Annotated in this window: 17 protein-coding genes; 3 read left to right on the top strand and 14 right to left on the bottom strand. The window is 29.6% G+C overall.

Annotated elements, in window-relative coordinates; translation table 11 throughout:
- Nucleotides 1–10: 10 nt before the first annotated feature.
- The 14 genes from H6553_05365 to H6553_05300 form a co-directional block, all read right to left on the bottom strand.
- Nucleotides 11–3,361 carry a T9SS type A sorting domain-containing protein gene (locus tag H6553_05365; protein MCB9033245.1) on the bottom strand — a complete coding sequence of 1,117 codons (3,351 nt, stop codon included), beginning with the start codon at nt 3,359–3,361 and terminating at the stop codon, nt 11–13.
- 381 nt (nt 3,362–3,742) lie between these two features.
- Nucleotides 3,743–4,099, bottom strand: coding sequence for a preprotein translocase subunit SecG (secG, locus tag H6553_05360; protein ID MCB9033244.1), 357 nt, complete (start codon nt 4,097–4,099; stop codon nt 3,743–3,745).
- A gap of 1 nt (nt 4,100) precedes the next feature.
- Nucleotides 4,101–6,119, bottom strand: coding sequence for a hypothetical protein (locus H6553_05355; GenBank protein MCB9033243.1), 2,019 nt, complete (start codon nt 6,117–6,119; stop codon nt 4,101–4,103).
- A complete protein-coding gene (locus H6553_05350; protein ID MCB9033242.1) occupies nt 6,119–6,577 on the bottom strand; it encodes a hypothetical protein in 459 nt (152 codons plus the stop codon). Before H6553_05350 ends, H6553_05355 begins: the two co-directional genes overlap by 1 nt.
- Before the next feature lie 55 nt (nt 6,578–6,632).
- Nucleotides 6,633–7,889, bottom strand: a complete 1,257-nt coding sequence (locus tag H6553_05345) for a sigma-54-dependent Fis family transcriptional regulator (GenBank protein MCB9033241.1) — start codon at nt 7,887–7,889, stop codon at nt 6,633–6,635.
- A 14-nt stretch (nt 7,890–7,903) separates the two neighbouring features.
- Nucleotides 7,904–9,346: a tRNA (N6-isopentenyl adenosine(37)-C2)-methylthiotransferase MiaB gene (miaB, locus tag H6553_05340; protein ID MCB9033240.1), complete on the bottom strand. Its 1,443-nt coding sequence runs from the start codon at nt 9,344–9,346 to the stop codon at nt 7,904–7,906.
- Between the two features lie 191 nt (nt 9,347–9,537).
- Nucleotides 9,538–10,092: a thioredoxin family protein gene (locus H6553_05335; protein ID MCB9033239.1), complete on the bottom strand. Its 555-nt coding sequence runs from the start codon at nt 10,090–10,092 to the stop codon at nt 9,538–9,540.
- A 62-nt stretch (nt 10,093–10,154) separates the two neighbouring features.
- A complete protein-coding gene (maf, locus tag H6553_05330; GenBank protein ID MCB9033238.1) occupies nt 10,155–10,709 on the bottom strand; it encodes a septum formation protein Maf in 555 nt (184 codons plus the stop codon).
- Nucleotides 10,706–11,686, bottom strand: a complete 981-nt coding sequence (locus H6553_05325) for a UbiA family prenyltransferase (protein MCB9033237.1) — start codon at nt 11,684–11,686, stop codon at nt 10,706–10,708. Before H6553_05325 ends, maf begins: the two co-directional genes overlap by 4 nt.
- Nucleotides 11,687–11,689: 3 nt before the next feature.
- Nucleotides 11,690–12,205, bottom strand: coding sequence for an HAD hydrolase family protein (locus H6553_05320; GenBank protein ID MCB9033236.1), 516 nt, complete (start codon nt 12,203–12,205; stop codon nt 11,690–11,692).
- Complete coding sequence (locus H6553_05315) at nt 12,205–13,176, bottom strand: DUF2804 family protein (GenBank protein ID MCB9033235.1); 972 nt, start codon at nt 13,174–13,176, stop codon at nt 12,205–12,207. The genes H6553_05320 and H6553_05315 overlap by 1 nt, the downstream gene beginning before the upstream one ends.
- Nucleotides 13,177–13,191: 15 nt before the next feature.
- A complete protein-coding gene (locus H6553_05310) occupies nt 13,192–14,823 on the bottom strand; it encodes a glycerol-3-phosphate dehydrogenase/oxidase (GenBank protein MCB9033234.1) in 1,632 nt (543 codons plus the stop codon).
- A gap of 188 nt (nt 14,824–15,011) precedes the next feature.
- Nucleotides 15,012–15,308 (bottom strand): antibiotic biosynthesis monooxygenase, encoded by a 297-nt coding sequence (locus H6553_05305; GenBank protein ID MCB9033233.1) that lies wholly within the window; start codon nt 15,306–15,308, stop codon nt 15,012–15,014.
- Entirely contained in the window at nt 15,305–16,075 is a 771-nt protein-coding gene (locus tag H6553_05300) for an SAM-dependent chlorinase/fluorinase (GenBank protein MCB9033232.1), read from the bottom strand. Before H6553_05300 ends, H6553_05305 begins: the two co-directional genes overlap by 4 nt.
- A gap of 47 nt (nt 16,076–16,122) precedes the next feature.
- On the opposite strand from H6553_05300, the gene H6553_05295 reads away from it, so the two are divergent.
- From H6553_05295 to H6553_05285, 3 genes are all read left to right on the top strand, one after another.
- Nucleotides 16,123–17,070 carry a PhoH family protein gene (locus tag H6553_05295; protein MCB9033231.1) on the top strand — a complete coding sequence of 316 codons (948 nt, stop codon included), beginning with the start codon at nt 16,123–16,125 and terminating at the stop codon, nt 17,068–17,070.
- A 316-nt stretch (nt 17,071–17,386) separates the two neighbouring features.
- Complete coding sequence (locus H6553_05290) at nt 17,387–18,640, top strand: site-specific integrase (GenBank protein ID MCB9033230.1); 1,254 nt, start codon at nt 17,387–17,389, stop codon at nt 18,638–18,640.
- 77 nt (nt 18,641–18,717) lie between these two features.
- Entirely contained in the window at nt 18,718–20,469 is a 1,752-nt protein-coding gene (locus H6553_05285; GenBank protein MCB9033229.1) for an N-6 DNA methylase, read from the top strand.
- The last annotated feature ends 38 nt before the right edge of the window (nt 20,470–20,507 follow it).

Genomic DNA, 20,507 nt, shown 5'->3' with positions numbered 1-20,507 from the left:
AATATATATTTCAATTTAATACTATTTTATACGACATTAATTCTTTGCCAGATTGTATATTCATAAAGTAAATGCCTTTTGATAAAGTTGCTACATCTATCTTTTGGTTAATACTATTTACTTTATTGTAATTTCTAGTATTTAATATTTTTCCACTAATATCATATAGACTAATATTAAAGTCGGCATACTTATTAGATAATAAATTCAATTCTATTTGTTGATTATTATTGACAAATACTTTTGCATCTTCTACAAATGATATATTATTTTTAATAGCAGTTATTGTAATATTGATTTGCTTAGTGCTGGTGTTTTCACAACCATCTAATGAAGTATTGAGTGTGATGGTGTACTGTCCGTTTCCTGTATATTGATGTGTTGGATTTTGCTCTGTAGAAGTTGTACCATCACCAAAATTCCAACTATACAAATCGTTGCCATTATTTGCTGTAACTGAAACTGAATTATTATTTACATTTTCTGTAAAAGATGCATTGGGTAATGGTTTAACAGTAACATTTACGGTATCGTTTTGTGTAATGCCTTGTACCGAACCTGTTACAATATAATTTGTAGTAGTACTTGGAGAAACAGTAATATTACTTCCTGTTTGACTGTTATTCCATAAATAATTACTTGCTCCTTGTGCTGTAAGTGTTAGTGATTGTCCTTCACAGATTGCAGTATCGTTATTGGTTGTAGTGTTCATGACTACACTCATTGTAGTATTGGTAATAATTGGTGCATTATAATCAAACACTATTGATGCCTTGTTTTGAATATAATCTGCTATTTGCAACGACGATTTTGGTTGAATGGTATAAGACACAAAACCATGACTAAGTGTTTCATTTGTATTGCTATCTACCATATATATATTATTAAACTTAAATTGTATATATTTACCATTGTTTTGTTCAAACGAATAATTGTGTGAAGCAGTAATTGGTTGAATAGTATTCCAATTCAAATTATTATCTAATGTATCATAAATTACAATATTAAAAGCTGTATCATTACCTATGTTTTGAAAATGTATAGTGTATAACAAACTGTATTCGCTATTGCCAATTAATTGTGGATGAATAATAGTATTATCGACTACTTTTTCGTTTGGATCATAAGATGTCGCAATAGTTTCTAATAAACTTGTTTCATTATTGCTTGGCGTAACATCTGTTTGATTATTATTGATATTGGCTATACTCTTAATTACCTGTCCGTTTTGTAATGCAATATCTCCTATAAAATTAATGGTAATTCTTTGTTGATTATACATTGGCAAGTTCGTAATAGTAAAAAACAAAGTATCATTAATAATATTAGTTGGACTTGGACTTGAAGATTGATATGCTACATTTTCTGACAATAACACTTTTAGCACACCATTATACGAAGCAGCACTTTCATTTTGAACAATAGCAGTATAACTATTAGCATTATTAGGTCGTGTTCTGAAATTATTAATTAAAGTAACAGATGCATCATTTACTAAAGCGGTTGGATTTACTTTAAAATTGAAAGTATCACTATTTCCGTAATTATTATACGAAATGTTATAATTAGTTGGTGTAGTACTAAAATTACTAAAGTTAGTAATAGGTTGTAGTGTATAAGTTCCAGTATCTGCATAAAAATGAAATTTGCCTGAGTCTGAAGTAGCAATAATACTTGTAGTATTATTTTTAGCTAATTGTAATTTTATATTATCAATGAATACATCTCCATTGTCTGGTTGATTATTAGTATTAACATCAAAATAAACACGACCAGTAATTTGGTTGATAGTATCTGCTTGCACACCATAAACTGTATTAAATTGTATTACAATAATACTGCTATCACATAAAGGACGAACTGGATTGTTTTGTAGTTCAAATTCATCTAAACATAAAATATCATTATAATCAGCTGGATTTCTTGTACAAGGACAAGCTACATAAATTAAAGTATCTTTGTAGTTGGAGATATCTATAGGCGTATATACCTTATACTCAATCTTATTAGTATATAAAGGCAAAGGTAATATTTCTATTAAATTAATACTTTTTTGAATTTGTTGATTTTGACTGATAGAATATACTCTTTCAAATCTAATTTTATGATCATATGTAAATTCATCATCTTCTACATTATGGAGCATTGGATAATCAAATGAATTTACAAAATAACTTTGTCCTGATTGTAAAGTGCCTCCAAAAACAGAAATTGGATTAATAGCATCAACATATGGCGTAGTAGTTGACCAAGAGAATGGACCAAAGGTTTCGCAAGTTATTGCTGAAGTAAGGTTGTTTTGCAAACAAATTTCAATATCATCTTGCCAATTACCAAATGGTGAAGTGCTACCTATAAAATTGGCATAAATAGAGTGACCGTCAGCATCTATCTCTAACATACCTACACTAGAAGTTGCAGAAGTGATAGTATATAGTGTATCATCATATTCAAAATAACCTCCTAAATAATAAGGTGTAGAAGTATTAGGTGGTACTGGTGGTGTTTGGTATGGTCCTACATAAGTGATTACTGGTGCAGATGTAATAGACGATACATTAATATATATTTTAGCGGAATCACATAAGGTTGGAAAATCAGTTAAATTATTATAATTATCACAATGTGTTAAATCATAACTACCATGATAATAGCTACAAGGACAAACATAGTAAGTTATTGTATCAGTATAACTACTTGTATTTATATTCTTAGGAATATAATTTATATTATTACTTAATTCAAATGAATTATTAATATCATCTGAAATATAAATGTTAGCATGTTCTGTTTCTAAAGTATTATAGTTATTTACATCTCTTTGCAAAACATAATAATATTGACATTGTTTTTCACTACTTCCAAATTTTGTTGGCACATTAATGATGCTATTTTCAGGATATTCCGAAAAGAAATTATCATTTAAACTGACTTCAACAAAATAACTATTGTTAGATACTATATTACCAAAATTTATATTATCATCTGAAGCAATTACGGAAGGTGGAATTAAATATAATTGCATAGATTCATTACAACATTGTTCTTCATTACTCCCATCTATAATACAAATATTAATATTAAAATCTATTAAGTCCCAATTAGGCAAACTTGTAAATTTTACTAGGACAACACCATTTCCATCTATAGATAAAGTTGCATTACTCACACCTAAGCCATCATAAGTCAATTCATTTACTTGTGTATTACCATCATAATTAGATATATAAATTCCTGTTTCTATATCTTTATATAATACATCATAAGGTTTCTCTTGAAGTATATTCGGATAACATTCTAGTGTTTGACCAAATAACACAGAACTAACTAATATCAAAAATAAAGTAAAAAAATGCTTCATTGTTTATAAATATTTTATTGCATAAATATACAAAATACTTATTAAAAGCATTTTTTTTTATAATTATTATAGATTTCATATTTATAAAATAACATACCTAAATCAAGCGTTTTATTTAAAATAATACATAAAATTATGTAAATCCTAAGATTTAACTTGTCAACCTAAAAGTTTGCCATTAATAAACGCCTAAGTTTTGTGTTGTATTTCATGTAAGGAAATTTTTTGTACTGACTCATTTTTGTCTCCTTTGAATCCAATGTTGATTGCGATGACGATTTCGCCTTTTGGGAAAGTATTTGCTCATAAAATATATTTAAATAAATCAAATAAACCACTTTTAGATATATTTATCTAATAAAACTTAGTATGCTAAAAAACTTACTGTGCTGGTGCTGCTGGTGTAGTTGGTGCTGCACTTGGACTTGCAGGTTGTTGTGGTGCTGCTACTGGTGCACTTGCTGCTGCTTGTTCTGTTTGTGTTTTTTCTACTTGTTGGTTGGTTACTTTTGGTAAGAAAATAACACTTGCAATACATAATACAAATAATATAATGGCACTTCCCCAAGTAGATTTTTCTAAAATATCACCTGCTTTTTGAGCTCCAATAATACTGTTGCCTGCACTTCCTCCACCAAAAGCACTTCCCATTCCACCACTTTTTGGATCTTGTATTAGTACAATAAATACTATAAAGATGCAAACCAACACTATTAATATACTTATGAATGTAAACATGTTATTTTAAATTTTGAATTTTTTCAATTTGAGATGCAAAGTAACTACTTTTTTCTGGAAATTTCAATAACAAATTGTTATAAATATTTATTGCTTGTTCATACTTGCCTTGCTTTTCGTAGATTTTCGCTAAAGTTTCGGTCATCATTTCTTGTTTAAAACTAATGCTACTATCTGCTAGTTGTGTTACTTGCTCATCTAATTCTTCTTTAGTGTCGAACTCGCCTTCTTCAAAAACAGTTTGTTGAATTTCTTGTTTGTGTTCAATCATAAACTCGTTTTCAAATACATGCTGATGTTCTATACTCCAACTGCGTTCTTGTTCTTTTAATGTTTGAATTTGTATTCCGCCTTCTAAAATAGCTAACCAATCTACAAAGTTATGTTCTTCTTGTTCGTTAATGGCAACTGTCTTTTCATTATCTTCTATAAATTCTAACTCTGTTAAATTATTGTCGTCAATTGTTACTGCTTCTTGCTCTTCTTCTTCAGTTGTATTATCAGTTTCTATTACATCGTCAGCATCTGCTATATTATTTTCTTCTTCAGTGATTTTTATTTCATCTAAATTATTGGTTGTTGCTAATATTATTTCTGCTGTATCACTTGTTTCTTTAACTATTTCGCTTTGATTATTTTCATCATTAATAGTTTCTAATTCTCCATTATTGGATATTTTGTTGCTACTTTGTTTAATATGATGGTTAGATTCATCAGTAAATGCGTTTTCTAATGTTGCTATATCTGCTTCAATTGTTGATAGTGTATCTGCTTCAATCGTAGTATCTACTTCAGTATTGTCAATAGCACCAATTTGAACTGGATTAGGCAATTTTATTTTGTGCATTTTAAACACTATTGTTGGCAATACTTCTACATCAATGCTGTTTATGGTTATTACTGGTTTTTTATCGCTATTATTGTTGATCGCTATTGATTGTATTGATGCAATTACTGTGTCTTGGAACTTAATTATTGGTAGTGTGTTGATGTTGTCTAGTTGTATTTGAATAGTTCTAGTAGAAACTTCGTCGATTAATAAACTAGTAGTTGCTTGTGTTATTTCGTTTTGTTCGGTTTCTAATTCGTCATCGTTTGTGTAAGATATTTCGCTTTGCTCAATAAGATTGTTTTCTTCGTTAGTTTCAACTTCTTCTGTTATAATCTGAGATATTTCGCTTTGCTCAATATGACGAGATTGGTCTTCTTCTGTTTCTTCTTGATTTTTGAGTTTTGCTATGGTCGCTAGAATATCGTCTGCAATGTTATGATGTTTTTCTTGTTTTTTATCTTCAACAATTTCATCATTAGTAATTTGAGATACTTCGCTCGTGTCTCGCTCAGTATGACGAAGTGTGTCATTGTTTGTTTCTAATTCATCATTGCTTGTTTGAGATATTTCGCTCATACTTCGCTCAATATGACGGTCGCTTTCTTCGTTAGTTTCAACTTCTTCTGTTATAATCTGAGATATTTCGCTTTGCTCAATATGACGAGATTGGTCTTTTTCTGTTTCTTCTTGATTTTTAAGTTTTGCTATGGTTGCTAGAATATCGTCTGCAATATTATGATGTGTTTCTTGTTTTTTATCTTCAACAATTTCATCATTAGTAATTTGAGATACTTCGCTCGTGTCTCGCTCAGTATGACGAAGTGTGTCATTGTTTGTTTCTAATTCATCATTGCTTGTTTGAGATATTTCGCTCATACTTCGCTCAATATGACGGTCGCTTTCTTCGTTAGTTTCAGTTTCTTTAATTTGACAATCAATATTTTCTGCATTTTTACTTAAAGTATTACTACTAGTAGTTTTATCATTTAATATTTGATATAAAATCTGTCTTTTGTTGATATAAGTTGCTGTATTGGCTAAGTCTTCTTCTTGCTGATTTCGTCTGTATTTTTCTATCTTAAACCAAGCAATACTTGGATAAGCTTCTATCCATTGTTCTAATTGTTGTAGTGGAACAGTTTGTAAAAGTTCTGGTTGTTGAATAATATGTTGTAGCTTATCCTCCATTACCAATTAGAAAAAGATTTATTAAAAATTTGTTGTACTAATCTATCAAAAATAATATTAGATAAATTGTTCTCTACTGATGATAAGTCTGCATTGGCATCGTAATTTTCGCCATCTCTAAACGATTGCGTATACGAACCTTTGTCGTCTTTTCTGTTTACGCAAACTACTTTAACACCAATATTCAGTCGGTTTTGTGCTAGTGTCTCTGTGTTGGTTACTGCAATTGGACTAACATTGTACTCTATAATAGTACAAGTAAATTCTAAATCTGAGTTAGCATCATTAGTTAATATTAATTTGGTTTCTCTAGAAAATTTGTCTTTGAGTTTATCTGTAAAGTTGGCTGCTGCATTTGGATTTTGCAACATAGCAATATTATCTGTTGGATTAATACTGAATGTTTTTAAGTTTGGGTCGACACTTGCATCTGTAAAACGATAAATTTTACATGACATTATGCTTAGTGTCATTAGTAGAAAAATTACTATTTTAAATTGTTTTATTAGCATATTACATTTCTAAATCGTATTCTTTAATTTTTCTATATAGTGTTCTTTCTGAGATACCTAAATCTAAAGCAGCATCTTTTCGCTTACCATTGTGTTTTTCTAATGCTTTGATAATGAGTTGTTTTTCCATATCTGCAATAGATAAGTTTTCGGCAATAGATGCTTCAGTATAAATCGGTTCGTCGTTATAAATAATTCGTGGATTTTTTTCTGCAACTTCAGCATGTCCGTTAGCTTTTATTGCAATTGGTGTTTTGTACTCTGTATTTGATTCATTAGTACTCAACAGTTTTCCATCAGCTACATCAGAAAAATCAATATCACCTAATTCAACATTACCTTGACTCATTTCCCAAACAAACTTTTTAAGTTCGTTTAAATCATTTTTCATTTCAAATATCATTTTATATAATATTTCTCTATCTGAAAAATTACTACTTTCGTTTGATTTCGCTAGCATTGGTAAATTGCTAGTGCTTTGCTTTGGCAAAAACTTTTCTAGCTCTTTGGCATCTACTAGTTTGCCTTTTGCTAAAACAGATACTTGCTCTGCTATGTTTTTTAATTCTCTAATGTTTCCAGGAAATCGATAATTCATCAGCATGGCTTTAGCATCATCGGTAAGTTGTATAGACTGACTTTTATATCTTTCGGTGAAATCTATGGTAAATTTTCTAAAGAGTAATGGAATGTCTTCTTTTCTTTCTCTTAATGCAGGAACATGAATAGGTACTGTATTAAGTCGATAATACAAGTCTTCTCTAAACTTTCCTTGCTCAATGAGTTGTGGTAAATTGACATTGGTAGCTGCAAGCACACGAACATCGGTTTTTTGTGGAACTGATGAACCTACTTTAATGAACTCGCCAGATTCTAATAATCTTAGTAAACGAGCTTGTGTTCCGATAGGCATCTCTCCTATTTCATCTAAGAAAATAGTACCGCCGTTTACCGTTTCAAAATAACCTTTTCGTTTATCAGTAGCACCAGTGAATGCCCCTTTTTCATGACCAAACAACTCTGAGTCGATAGTACCTTCTGGAATTGCACCACAGTTTACTGCTATAAATTTATTGTGTTTTCTAGCAGATAATTGATGTATGATTTGCGAAAAGACTTCTTTACCAACACCACTTTCGCCTGTAATTAATACTGACAAATTGGTTGGTGCTACTTTGATAGCTGTTTCTAAAGCTCTATTGAGTAGTACAGAGTTGCCTATAATTCCAAATCGTTGTTTTACTGAGTGTAAATCCATTTATATTTTTTAATTTAAACTATTTTTCCAATGAGTGTTGCTTTGGTGCAAGTTTCTACTAACACATTTACATAGTCGCCTACTTTTGCATTTGCCTTTGGAAAAACGATCATTTTATTTTGTGAGTTTCTTCCACACAATTCGTCTTCACTTTTCTTAGATGTCTTTTCTACCAATACTTTAAACACTTTGCCTATGTCTTGTTCATTTTTTAACAGCGAAAGTTTATTTTGTATCTCTACAATTTCACTTAGTCTTCTTTTTTTGATGTCTAAAGGAACATCGTCTTCGTATTTTCTAGCAGCCAATGTTCCTGGTCGTTCAGAATAAAAGAACATATAACTCATATCGTACTGTACTATTTCCATAATAGATAGCGTATCTTGATGTTGTGCTTCGGTTTCGCCACAAAATCCAGCAATGACATCAGAAGAAATACCACAATCCGGAATAATTCGTTTTATAGCATTTACTCTATCTAAATACCAATCACGCGTATAAGTTCTGTTCATTCTTTCTAGCACTTCAGTATTTCCAGATTGCACAGGCAAGTGAATATAATTACAGATGTTCTCATATTTTGCCATCGTATATAAAACTTCATCTGTAATATCTTTTGGATGTGATGTAGAAAAACGAACTCTTAAATCTTCATTTACCAAAGCAACCATTTCTAGTAATTGAGCAAAATTAGTAAGCGTTGGTGCATCTTTATCGTCGATAAAATCTTCGCCTTTCCATTTATAAGAATCTACATTTTGTCCAAGTAAAGTAACTTCTTTATAACCTTTGTTGAATAAATCTTTTGCTTCTTGTACAATGGTTTGTGGATTTCTGCTTCGTTCTCTTCCACGCGTAAATGGAACTACACAAAACGAACACATATTATCGCAACCACGCATAATAGAAATAAATCCAGAGACACCATTTTTATCTAAACGAACTGGCGAAATATCGGCGTAAGTTTCTTCTCTACTCAATAATACATTAACTGCTTTGTTGCCTTCTTCGGCAGATTTTACTAAAATTGGCAAACTACGATAAGCATCTGGACCTACTACAATATCTACCAAATGTTCTTCTTCTAAAAATTTATTTTTCAATCGTTCTGCCATACAACCTAAAACACCAATGAGTAAATCAGGTTTTTGTTCTTTTAAATCGTTGAAATTTTTGAGTCGATTGCGTACTGTTTGCTCTGCTTTTTCTCTAATGGAACAAGTATTGATAAAAATAATATCTGCTTGAAAAATATCGTTGGTTAAACCAAAACCTTCTTTAGATAAAATAGATGCTACGATTTCGCTGTCGCTGAAATTCATTTGACAACCATAGCTTTCTATATAGAAATACTTATTGTTATTTTGATGATTGATAGGCATACTCATTTGTAAAGCAGTGCCTTGAGCATTTTCATCTATTTTTTTTTGTTGTAATATTTCTTTCAAATCTTCCATAAACTTAGTAAAAGTAGAGTGCAAAGATACAATAATTAAACTAAAAATGACAGAATGACAGTTATTTTAGTAGTAAGATTTTTCGTGTATTGTTTTGTGAGACTTGAAAATCTCGTAATATATATAACGAAGAAATTTACCTGCCTATCGCAGACAGGTCAAGAATCTGTGGTAAAAATATATAAAATTACTTATAGATTTAAAAGTGCTACTATTTCGTTGCAAATACTAATTGCTTTATCTTGATTATACCATTTTTGTAAAGCAATTTTTACATCTTCTACTGGTACTTCTTGTGCTTTTAAATCTAAGAATAATTGTTGTGCTTCTTGTGGTCTTGGTCCCCAAACGGCTAAATCCTCTCCTGTTTGATTTCTAATTACTAATTTAGGCATTGCTTTGCTTCCATTCGTCAAATAGTTATCTATTAATGAGTCGTTTCCATCTCGAAGATTTATATTTAAGTGAATATTTGTATTCAACTCACTCAATTTGAAAATAATTGGAACAATATGAGCAGCATCTCCACACCAAGGTTCGGTAATTATTATCCATTCTTGATGCTGATTAATAGATTCGATTTTTTTCTTAATATTCTCAGAAGGTGTAAAAGTTTTTAACCAACGATTCATTCTAGATGCATTCAGCTTTACATAATTATAAATAGCTTCATCGTTGTAAGGTTCTGTAGTAACTATTTTATTAACTATATTCTCGGTAAGCTCTAAATATTGATGAAATAACATTTTATATTGTTTATAGTTATACTACAACTCATTGATATAAAAAGTTTATAAAAAACATGAACTTAACCATTAAGTAACTTCTTAATAATTTCTATTGGCAAACCTACAACATTGGTATAACTGCCTTCAATTTTCGCTATAGCTTGATATTCTTCTATGTTATAACTTCCTGCTTTGTCTAAAACTTCGTAGTTGGCAATGTAAGCATCAATTTCATTGTTAGATAATTGTTTAAAATATACTTTAGTAATGTCTTTTAAAACATTAACTTTATTATTATGATAAATAGCAACACCAGTCATAACTTCATGTTGCTGTCCATTTAATGTCATTAACATTTGCCTAGCTTCTTCTAAATCTTTAGGTTTTCCAAGAATTGTATTATTATAAATAACAACTGTATCTGCTGTAATAATAGTTTGATTTTTTAGATTTGGATATTGTTTTAATGCAGCATCCATTTTTAATTCAGCCAAATATGATGCGACTTCATACACTGATAAACTACTTGGATAAATTTCTGCTACATCAACCGAAATTACTTCTACTATAAAGTTCGCTTCTTGTAATATTTTTAATCTTCTTGGTGATTGTGAAGCTAAGTAAATTAAAGTCATAATATTCGCTTCATAAAGTTGATGTACTGTATGAACAACACTGGACCAGTTCCTCCAATAAAATACAACATAGTTAAAACACCACCTAACATATATAATTTAATTAAGTTGCTTAATATATTATACTGTTTAATAGTTTTAAATAACCACAGCAATATATTAATCAGCAATAATGGCACTATTAAAAAGATGATTATGTAAAACTGAATACCATCTACATGTATCGCTGGAAAAAATAATGCAAAACTTAGTAACAATAACAGTAAAATAAGTATAAATATATTAATTATAATTTTAGTTTTAACAATACCAAACTTTACTGGAAGTGTTTTTGCTTCAAAATAAGCATCGCCTTTTTCGTCTTCTATATCTTTTACAATTTCTCTAATGATTGTAGTAATAAAGGCAAATAATGCATAGAATAATCCTGCTAGAAAAATTCCTGCTGTAATATCATTTTGATTATCAGAATAAAATGTAACATCTGCTTCGTATAAAGCTGGCAATAAAATAACCATTGCTGCACTTATTGCTATGACAATATTGCCTAAGAAACCCATTTTTTTAAAGTATTGTGCATAGAAATTTAGTGCTGCCATTATTAGAATTGGAATAGTAGCTAATTTTATATTTTTAGTTAATATTAATAATACTATTACTAATAGTACAGCTAAAATTGACAATGCTTTGTATAAATTATAAGCACTTATTTCATTGATTTGTTTATTGATAATTACTTTATTTGGTTTGTTCATTTCGTCTATTTCTACATCAAATAAATCGTTGATGATATAACCACCAGCTGCCACGAGAAGCGTAATTACTGTTAAAATACTATATTCTACTACTGATAAATTTGGTGTAAAATAATAGAACTTATAGATAGAAGCATCTATAAAACAAATATAAAACAATACCATAATTATAACAATCATGAGTAAGTTTATTGGTCTGACTAATTTTAAATAATACATCATTGATTAGAATTTAAACCATTTATCTTGAACTTTTAACACCATTTCTATAATTTCTCGAACGCAACCATCACCACCATTTTTTGTAGCAATATAATCTGCTATTTGTTGTACTTCTGGAACTGCATCTTTCGGACAACATTTTATTGCACACATTTTCATAGCTGGAATATCTGGAATATCATCTGCTACATATAGTAATTGATTTACAGTAGTATTTGTTTCTAACATATAATTTTCTAATACTTCTTTTTTGTTGTGTATTTTATAGTATATATGTTTAATTCCTAATTGTTTGAATCTTTCATAAACAGCTTTAGAATTTCCTCCTGTAATAATACAAATATTAAATTTTTGTTGCAGTGCTGTAAATAAAGCAAAACCATCTTTAGCATTAAATGTCCGTAGCAACTCTCCTTGTTCTGTAGCTAACAACGATCCATCAGTCAACACACCATCAACATCTAAAACAAAAGTTGTAATATCTTTTAATCGAGATAAATAATTTTTTTCTGTACTCATTACCACAAAGCTATATGATCTTCTACTACACCAAACGCCGTAAACGCTTCTTTATTGTTGTTAAATTGAATTGTTCCTGAAAATTTTCCGTAAGGTTGTATGAACCAACTCTTCATCATAACGAAATTAATGTCTTCTTTTCTTGCTCCAAATGGTGTAAATGAAATATCTAAAATGCCATCATCAGTTTTAATTTGCCAAGGATTTTTGTCTAATGGTTTTGAATTTTGAAAGGAAGCATCGCTTAAAATAATGCGTTCGTCATTTAACCACATAATATTTTCTAAATTATCATTAAAGTGATTGACTAAATTTACTGCAATTGATTTTCCACTTTCGGTAGTACCAATCATAGACAGCCAATTCCATTTTGTACTTCGTGGTGGATATCCTTTGGTAAAATCAATGCCACCAAAATTGCCTTCACTATGATATACTTTTCCTTGATGATTGATTTTTACTTGCGTTGGTAAAGCCAAATTTTTATAAGTAAAATTAAAAGGTCGGTCTTTAGATGGTGCCATTACACTAACGCCATTATCATTTAAATTTATTTTAAATTCTATATTAAATTTACTATTATTACTAATAGCCGTTAATATTTGACGATGTGTTTGCATACTATAATCTTTCACTTTCCAATCATCTGTTAGCGTTGGATTGAAATCATCTGAAAAGCTAAACGGAATGTTGATTTTATCTTCTACAAACAAATTTTCGCTTGGAATATAGAAATAAGCAAAAGCAATAGTTGTTAAACCTGCATCTGCTATAGCAAAGCCAGCAAATAAATCTTCGGATGTATAACCTAAAAAAGTCCACGCTTTTCTTTCTGTTCTTCGTTTTTTAAGTAATAAACCTTGTTTGTCCCAAAAACTAGTGTCAACATTAGTAATTAAATCATCATAAACACCAAAAGGAATAAGTTGATTATTTTGTTGAAATGATGCGATGCGTTCTTTCAAAATCATAGTTTAAAAATACAATTAATTCTTAAAAGCCAATACTAAGTTGTATGCTTTCGTGAATTCTTCTTTAGCTTTTTCTGCTATTGTATGATTCGTTTGTAGTGTATTGGTGAAGTATTCGTGTACTTTTTCTAAATTTTCTTCGATGGTTGGTCGCTCAAAATAAAGTCGTCCCGTTCTTCTAATATAAAAATCATTAATATTAAAAGATAATTCATAATTAATACAATACCATGCTTCTGCCAATAATAATTCCTGTTGACTTTTTATAGCATGGTCTAAAATAATATTTGTATTACAACCATATTTATGTATTAATGTTTCTATTTCATCAGTAGAAAATTGATTATAATCTTTGTGTAACTGCGTAGCAAAATCTTTTATTGACAAGCCATTTAGATTGCCTCCACTGAGTTGTTGATTTTTAGTACTACATGCTTTGAATGTTCTATTTTCTACTTTAGCTAAATCTTTACACACTACATCGACTACTCTTTGAGCCATTTTTCTATAACCAGTCAATTTTCCACCAGCAATAGAAATCAGTCCAGAATCTGATATAAAAATTTCATCTTTTCGAGATAACTCTGAAGCAGATTTACCTTCTTCATAAATTAAAGGTCGTAAACCAGACCACGAAGAAATAACATCATCTACGGCTAATTTTATAGTAGGAAACATATAATTAGTTGCCTTAATAATATACTCTACATCTTCTTTCGTAGCAAATGGTTCGTTAATATCTTGATTATAAACTGTATCTGTAGTACCAATGTACACAATATTTTGTCGTGGAATAGCAAAAATCATTCGTCCGTCTTGTACATCAAAATACACCGACTGATGAATAGGTAATTTTTCTTTTGGTACAACAATATGTACTCCTTTTGTAAGTTGCAAATGTTTGCCTTTTAACGAATTATCTTTCTTTCTAAGTGTATCTACCCAAGGTCCTGTTGCATTAATTACTTTTTTAGTATTGATGATAAATTCTTCGCCAGTAAAAACATCTTTGGCTTTACAAGCAACTATCTTTTCATTTTCATATAAGTAATCAATACATTTAATATAATTTAAACACAAAGCACCTTCTTCAACAGCAGTTTTAATAATCTCGATGGTTAGTCGTGCATCATCGCTTCTGTACTCGTAGTACATGCCACCACCTTTTAAAATGGTATCATTTAATAATGGTTCTGCACCAATAGTTTGTTGTTTGTTGAGCATGTATCTGCGTTCTGTTTTTTTTACGCCAGCCAATCTATCGTAAACCATTAAACCTAAACTAGTACTTCGTTTACCCAAAGAACCATTTTTAATAATTGGCAACAACATTTTTTCTGGAACGACAATATGTGGTGCATTTCCGTAAACAATAGCTCTTTCCTTGCCTACTTCCATTACAATACCAACTTCTAACTGTTTTAAGTATCGCAATCCACCATGAATTAATTTAGTAGAACGAGAACTTGTACCCCAAGCAAAATCATTTTTTTCGATAAGCGCAACTTTTAGTCCACGCAAAGCTGCATCGAGAGCAATACCAGCACCAGTAATGCCACCACCAATAACCAGTAAATCGTAGTTAGTAGATTTTAGTGTAGTGATTAATTCGTTTCGTTGTAATGCAGAACAGTTAGGTTTTATCATGGTATAAAGATAAGTAGAAGTGATAGTATAATTTCAAATTGCACATTAGAAATTTATTACGAAACTTTAGAATAAAAGATTTCTTGCTGATAAAATAGGTATTATTAGAGAACATAATCCCAATTGCCTGTTGTATTATATCAAATAATTAGTTAAAAGTGGTTTTTAACTTCCTATATCTTAAAAAACTAAGGTAAGTCTAAAATTTTATCAAAACTCCATGCTTGAGCTTTGTCTGCGAACCATGGTTTTACAGTTTTCCAAAATCCAGCAAAAAAGTCAGAATGTCTATAATTGTTTAAATCATCTTCTGAGTTCCACAAACTATAAGTAAAAAATATGGTTTCATCATTTATATCGTGCCAAGCTTGTAGCAAATTACAACCTTCGCTATTTCTTATAGTATGCATTACTGTAGGAAAATATTGCTTAAATGTTTCTACTTCTTCTGGTTTAAATGTCAATTTTACTATTCTAACTATCATTCATTAACTATTTGTATGGAATCTCCAATTTGCAAACCGAGTAGTTGTGCAGCACTGCCACAGTGTATGCATAATTCTAAATATCCATGATTATTAAATCGTGCTAAATTATATGATTTATTTACATCTGTATAATCTTCAACAATTTCATCTATATAATCATATTTTCTATAATTTATTCTCCAAGTAGAATTGGTAGCAATAAATCTATCAAAATCGGTTTGATGAATATTGGTAATCGCATTTCCAAAATTATCAATATACACTACTGTTCCAATAATTTTATCTGCTTGTATAACAGACATCATGCTGTTTTTTACTTTATAATCTGAAGTAGCTTTACCAATTTCTCCAATATTATTGTTAAACACAATTTCTTTGACTACTCTGCAATAGTATTCATCTGTATTTTTAAACTGTACTTGTTTAGTATCTACTTCTACTAATAAGTCTGGTTTGTCATCAAAAATAAGCGTTAACAAACCATTGTCTGGTGCAATAAAATAATAGTTTTGATATTTAGCTGCCAATAGTTTTTGTTTGGTTAAACCTTGTTCATAAACTCGAATGATATGAATAGTACCTTTAGGAAATGTTTGATACACATGTTTAGCAAAAAATGCTGCGTTGACAATATCGTATGGTTTAATAGTATGACTTACATCTACAATTTTTGCAGATGGACAAGCAGAGTACAACGCACCTTTAAAAGCCGGAACATAGAAATCCTCATTACCAAAGTCTGTTAATAACGAAATTATTGCCATTTAAAAAAAACTATTATTTTCAATCTCAGAAACAAAAATATAAATAATTGAGCGAACTTACTATTAAATTAGAAACTGTTGATCCAATAGAATTTTTTGGGTTCAATAATAATCATCTAAAAACGATAAAAAGAACTTTTAATAAAGTTAATATAATGGCTCGTGGCAATAAAATTGTAGCGAGTGGTAATCCAGAAGAACTGGAAGAATTTAATGTAAAAGTCAATAATTTAATTCATTATTTGGAGCAATATGGTAAAGTATCTGAGCAACATCTTACAGAAATTTTACAAGGATTAAATCCATATGATACACATTTTCCACAGTTTAAAGATAATGTATTGGTACATGGCAATAGTGGTTTGTTGGTAAAGGCGAAAACCAAAAATCAGCAAACTATGGTTGATTTATGCAATAGCAATGATATTTTATTTGCAACTGGACCAGCTGGAACTGGAAAAACTTATACTGCTGTTGCTTTGGCTGTTCGTGCTTTAAAAAACAAATGGGTAAAAAAAATTATCTTAACAAGACCTGCAGTAGAAGCTGGTGAAAGTTTGGGTTTTTTGCCTGGCGATCTAAAAGAAAAGGTAGATCCATATTTGCGACCACTATACGATGCTTTAGATGATATGATTCCGCCAGAAAAATTAGCTTACTACATGACCAATAGAGTAATTGAAGTAGCTCCATTAGCATTTATGCGTGGTAGAACTTTAGACAACGCTTTTATGATTTTAGATGAAGCACAAAATGCTACACTGCTACAATTAAAAATGTTTTTGACGAGAATTGGTCCTTCTGCAAAATGTATTATTACTGGCGATTTAACACAAATCGACTTACCTAAAAGTCAGCATTCTGGTTTAGAAAAGACCATACGAATTCTTAAAGATGTAGATGGTATTGCTACACTACGATTAACCGAAGAAGATGTAGTGCGACACAAACTAGTAAAAGAAATTATTAAAGCATTTGATAGAGAAAGAGAATAGTCAGATTCAACAATGGGAATATAAATTCATTACAAAAATAGAGTGGTACAAAAATAGTCATCAACTATTTTTAGCATTATATTACCTTAATAAAATAAAAAGCACTTACTAATTTTTAGTAAGTGCTTTGGCTTTTGTGATCGCGACACGATTCGAACGTGTGACCGACTGCTTAGAAGGCAGTATCTTTACTATTTTTTTATTTTGTGATATTTATTTATTTTATTGATTATCAATGTTTTAATCAAAAACACTATTTGTTTGTTTTGTAATATTAAATGCAAATTTAGTACTTTTGTATGCAAATCGTATGCAAATGGAAAAATTGTATTCAATTTCATTCTACTTAGATACTCGTCGTATTAAAGAAAATAACAAGTATCCAGTTAAATTAAGAGTGTTTGATTTAATCATTAAAAAGCAAAAACTATTTGCTACAAAATTTGAGTTTACTCAAACTGAATTTAATTCGATTTGGAATACCATTAAAACAAGAAATGAGTATAAAAGCATCAAATTAGAAATGAATGAAGTTTTAATTAATACTGAAAAAATTGCAGATAAAATTAAACCTTTTAGCATTACAGAATTTGAAAAGAAACTGTTTAGACACAAGTCTGAAAATATTAATGTACTATATCATTACGATATAACTATTAAAAAATTATTAGCCAATGGACAAATTGGTACTGCTGACAATTACAAACTTAGTAAACATTCTATTTTAAGATTTATAGAACATAGTAAAAAAACAATTCCTAAAAAATTAATCTTTAATGATATAACACCTGAATTTCTTGCTAATTATGAAAGATACATGACCGAAACGCTCAATAGGAGTAAAACCACAGTTTCAATGTATTTGAGAGCTTTAAGAACTATTTTCAATGATGCTATAAGAAACAAAGACATAGATAAAGACATTTATCCATTTGGAAAATACAAATACCAAGTACCAAATTCAAGAAAAGTAAAAAAAGCACTCAATAAAGAACAATTGAGTTTTATTTTTAATTCAACGCCAAAAACAGAAGCACAACAGAGAGCTAAAGACTTTTGGTTTTTTACTTATGCGTGTAATGGAATGAACATGAAAGACATTGCTAACCTAAAGTATAAAAATTTAGATAATGACAAAATTATTTTTTATCGTGAAAAAATTAAAAACACAAAAAAAGATGACCTTAAACCAGTAACTGTATTTTTAAATGAATTCTCATCAAATATTATAAAAAAATATGGAAATACTATGATAAACAAAGAAACTTTAATCTTTCCTATTAAAGATGTAAACTTATCTGATGAAAAACAACACAAACAAGTAAAGAATTTTACTAATGCTACTAATAAGCAATTTAAAAAGTTCTTATTGAGTATAGGTATTAATGAAAATATTTCTACCATTTGGGCAAGACACAGTTTTGCTACTAATGCTATTCGTAATGGTGCAACCTACGAAATGATTGGAGAAGCACTTTCACACAGCAATACTAAAACGACTATGAATTATTTTGCTGGATTTGAAGACGACAAGAAAAAAGATTTGGCTAACAAACTTATGGACTTTTAATAAGTTACTAACACCGTTATTATTTATTTGTTTTGTAATATTTAGCCATTCAAAAAATATATTTAGTTTTATAGACCATGAGCTTATTTTCCATAAAACAATACCATAACGAAGTTGAAAAGATAATTCATTTTGGAGGTACTAAAAAAGAAACTGCTATTCGCAATGCTTTTTACAACCTACTAAACGATTATGCTAAACAGAAAGGTTTAATGATTGTAACCGAAGTTACCATTAAAGCAACTAATTCTAATAAAAATGTAACACCAGACGGAACGCTAAAAGATGTATTAAGACAAGATTGGGGTTATTGGGAAAGTAAAGATGAAAGCGACATTTTAGATGATGAAATTCAAAAGAAATTCGATAAAGGTTATCCTAAAGACAATATTTTATTTGAAGACAGCCAAACTGCAATTTTAATTCAGAATGGTGTGGAGGTAATGCGTATTGATATGAAAAATACCGAAGACCTCCACAATTTAATAACTGAATTTGTAAATTTTGAAAGACCAGAAATTAAAAACTTTCGCAATGCAATTGAACTTTTTAAACAAGATATTCCAAAAGTAACTGAAACATTACGCACTATTATTGATACTGCTGAAATTGAAAATCAAGAATTTGTAAAAGCAAGTAAAGTATTTCTAAAACTATGTCATGATAGTATCAATCCTGATATTACACAAGATGATGTGCATGAAATGATTATTCAACACATTTTAACAGAAGATGTTTTTAATACCATTTTTGATGAAAACCAATTTCATCGTGAAAATAATATTGCTCGAGAATTAGAAAAAGTAATACATACATTTTTTACAGGTGCTTTAAGAAAAACAGCTCTTGGTAGCATACAACATTATTATCAAACAATTAATGCTACAGCCGCTGGTATTGCAGACCATCACGAAAAGCAAAAGTTCTTAAAAATTATATATGAAACTTTCTATAAAAGCTACAATCCAAAAGCCGCAGATAGATTAGGTGTTGTTTATACACCAAACGAAATTGTACAGTTTATGATTAAAACAACCGGTTACTTACTGTACAAGCACTTCAATACTTTTTTAGAGGATAAAAATGTAGAGATACTTGACCCTGCTACAGGAACAGGAACTTTTATTTGCGATATAATAGACTATATTCCAAAGGATAAATTAGAATATAAATACAAAAACGAATTACATTCTAACGAAGTGGCAATACTACCATACTATATTAGCAACTTAAATATCGAATTTACTTATACGCAAAAAATGGGAACTTATGCAGAATTTGAAAACCATTGCTTTGTAGATACTTTAGATAATTTGGGTTTTACCTATACAGGAAAACAAATTGATATGTTTGCTCCTTTTACAGAAGAAAACAGCAAACGAATAAGAAAACAAAATGGTAGAAAAATTGCTGTCGTTATTGGCAATCCACCATACAACGCCAACCAATTAAACGAAAACGATAATAACAAAAATCGCGAGTATCCTAAAATAGATAAACGCATTAAAGATACTTTTATACATTATAGTACAGCACAAAAAACTAAAGTCTATGATATGTACGCTCGTTTTTATCGTTGGGCTATGGATAGATTAGACAATAATGGAATTATAGCTTTTATTACCAACCGAAGTTTTATTGATAGCAGAACTTTTGATGGATTTAGAAAATCTATACAAAACGATTTTGATTTTGCTTATATTGTAGATACCAAAAGCGATGTAAGAGCCAATCCAAAAATTGCAGGTACTACACACAATGTATTTGGCATACAAACAGGTGTTGCCATTATGTTTTTAGTAAAAGTAAATAACAAACAAAAAAAATAATATTTGGAAACTTATCAATATGATAAAAATAAAAAAGA

The organism is Chitinophagales bacterium (genome assembly GCA_020636535.1).
Classification (GTDB): Bacteria; Bacteroidota; Bacteroidia; order Chitinophagales; family JADIYW01; genus JADJSS01.
This window is presented reverse-complemented; position numbering and strand designations above follow the sequence as displayed.

What these genes read in the sequence shown, in the direction of transcription:
- H6553_05365 (MCB9033245.1), bottom strand. Translation starts at nt 3,361, where the DNA reads ATGAAGCATTTTTTTACTTTATTTTTGATATTAGTTAGTTCTGTGTTA.
- secG (MCB9033244.1), bottom strand. Translation starts at nt 4,099, where the DNA reads ATGTTTACATTCATAAGTATATTAATAGTGTTGGTTTGCATCTTTATA.
- H6553_05355 (MCB9033243.1), bottom strand. Translation starts at nt 6,119, where the DNA reads ATGGAGGATAAGCTACAACATATTATTCAACAACCAGAACTTTTACAA.
- H6553_05350 (MCB9033242.1), bottom strand. Translation starts at nt 6,577, where the DNA reads ATGTCATGTAAAATTTATCGTTTTACAGATGCAAGTGTCGACCCAAAC.
- H6553_05345 (MCB9033241.1), bottom strand. Translation starts at nt 7,889, where the DNA reads ATGGATTTACACTCAGTAAAACAACGATTTGGAATTATAGGCAACTCT.
- miaB (MCB9033240.1), bottom strand. Translation starts at nt 9,346, where the DNA reads ATGGAAGATTTGAAAGAAATATTACAACAAAAAAAAATAGATGAAAAT.
- H6553_05335 (MCB9033239.1), bottom strand. Translation starts at nt 10,092, where the DNA reads ATGTTATTTCATCAATATTTAGAGCTTACCGAGAATATAGTTAATAAA.
- maf (MCB9033238.1), bottom strand. Translation starts at nt 10,709, where the DNA reads ATGACTTTAATTTACTTAGCTTCACAATCACCAAGAAGATTAAAAATA.
- H6553_05325 (MCB9033237.1), bottom strand. Translation starts at nt 11,686, where the DNA reads ATGATGTATTATTTAAAATTAGTCAGACCAATAAACTTACTCATGATT.
- H6553_05320 (MCB9033236.1), bottom strand. Translation starts at nt 12,205, where the DNA reads ATGAGTACAGAAAAAAATTATTTATCTCGATTAAAAGATATTACAACT.
- H6553_05315 (MCB9033235.1), bottom strand. Translation starts at nt 13,176, where the DNA reads ATGATTTTGAAAGAACGCATCGCATCATTTCAACAAAATAATCAACTT.
- H6553_05310 (MCB9033234.1), bottom strand. Translation starts at nt 14,823, where the DNA reads ATGATAAAACCTAACTGTTCTGCATTACAACGAAACGAATTAATCACT.
- H6553_05305 (MCB9033233.1), bottom strand. Translation starts at nt 15,308, where the DNA reads ATGATAGTTAGAATAGTAAAATTGACATTTAAACCAGAAGAAGTAGAA.
- H6553_05300 (MCB9033232.1), bottom strand. Translation starts at nt 16,075, where the DNA reads ATGGCAATAATTTCGTTATTAACAGACTTTGGTAATGAGGATTTCTAT.
- H6553_05290 (MCB9033230.1), top strand. Translation starts at nt 17,387, where the DNA reads ATGGAAAAATTGTATTCAATTTCATTCTACTTAGATACTCGTCGTATT.
- H6553_05285 (MCB9033229.1), top strand. Translation starts at nt 18,718, where the DNA reads ATGAGCTTATTTTCCATAAAACAATACCATAACGAAGTTGAAAAGATA.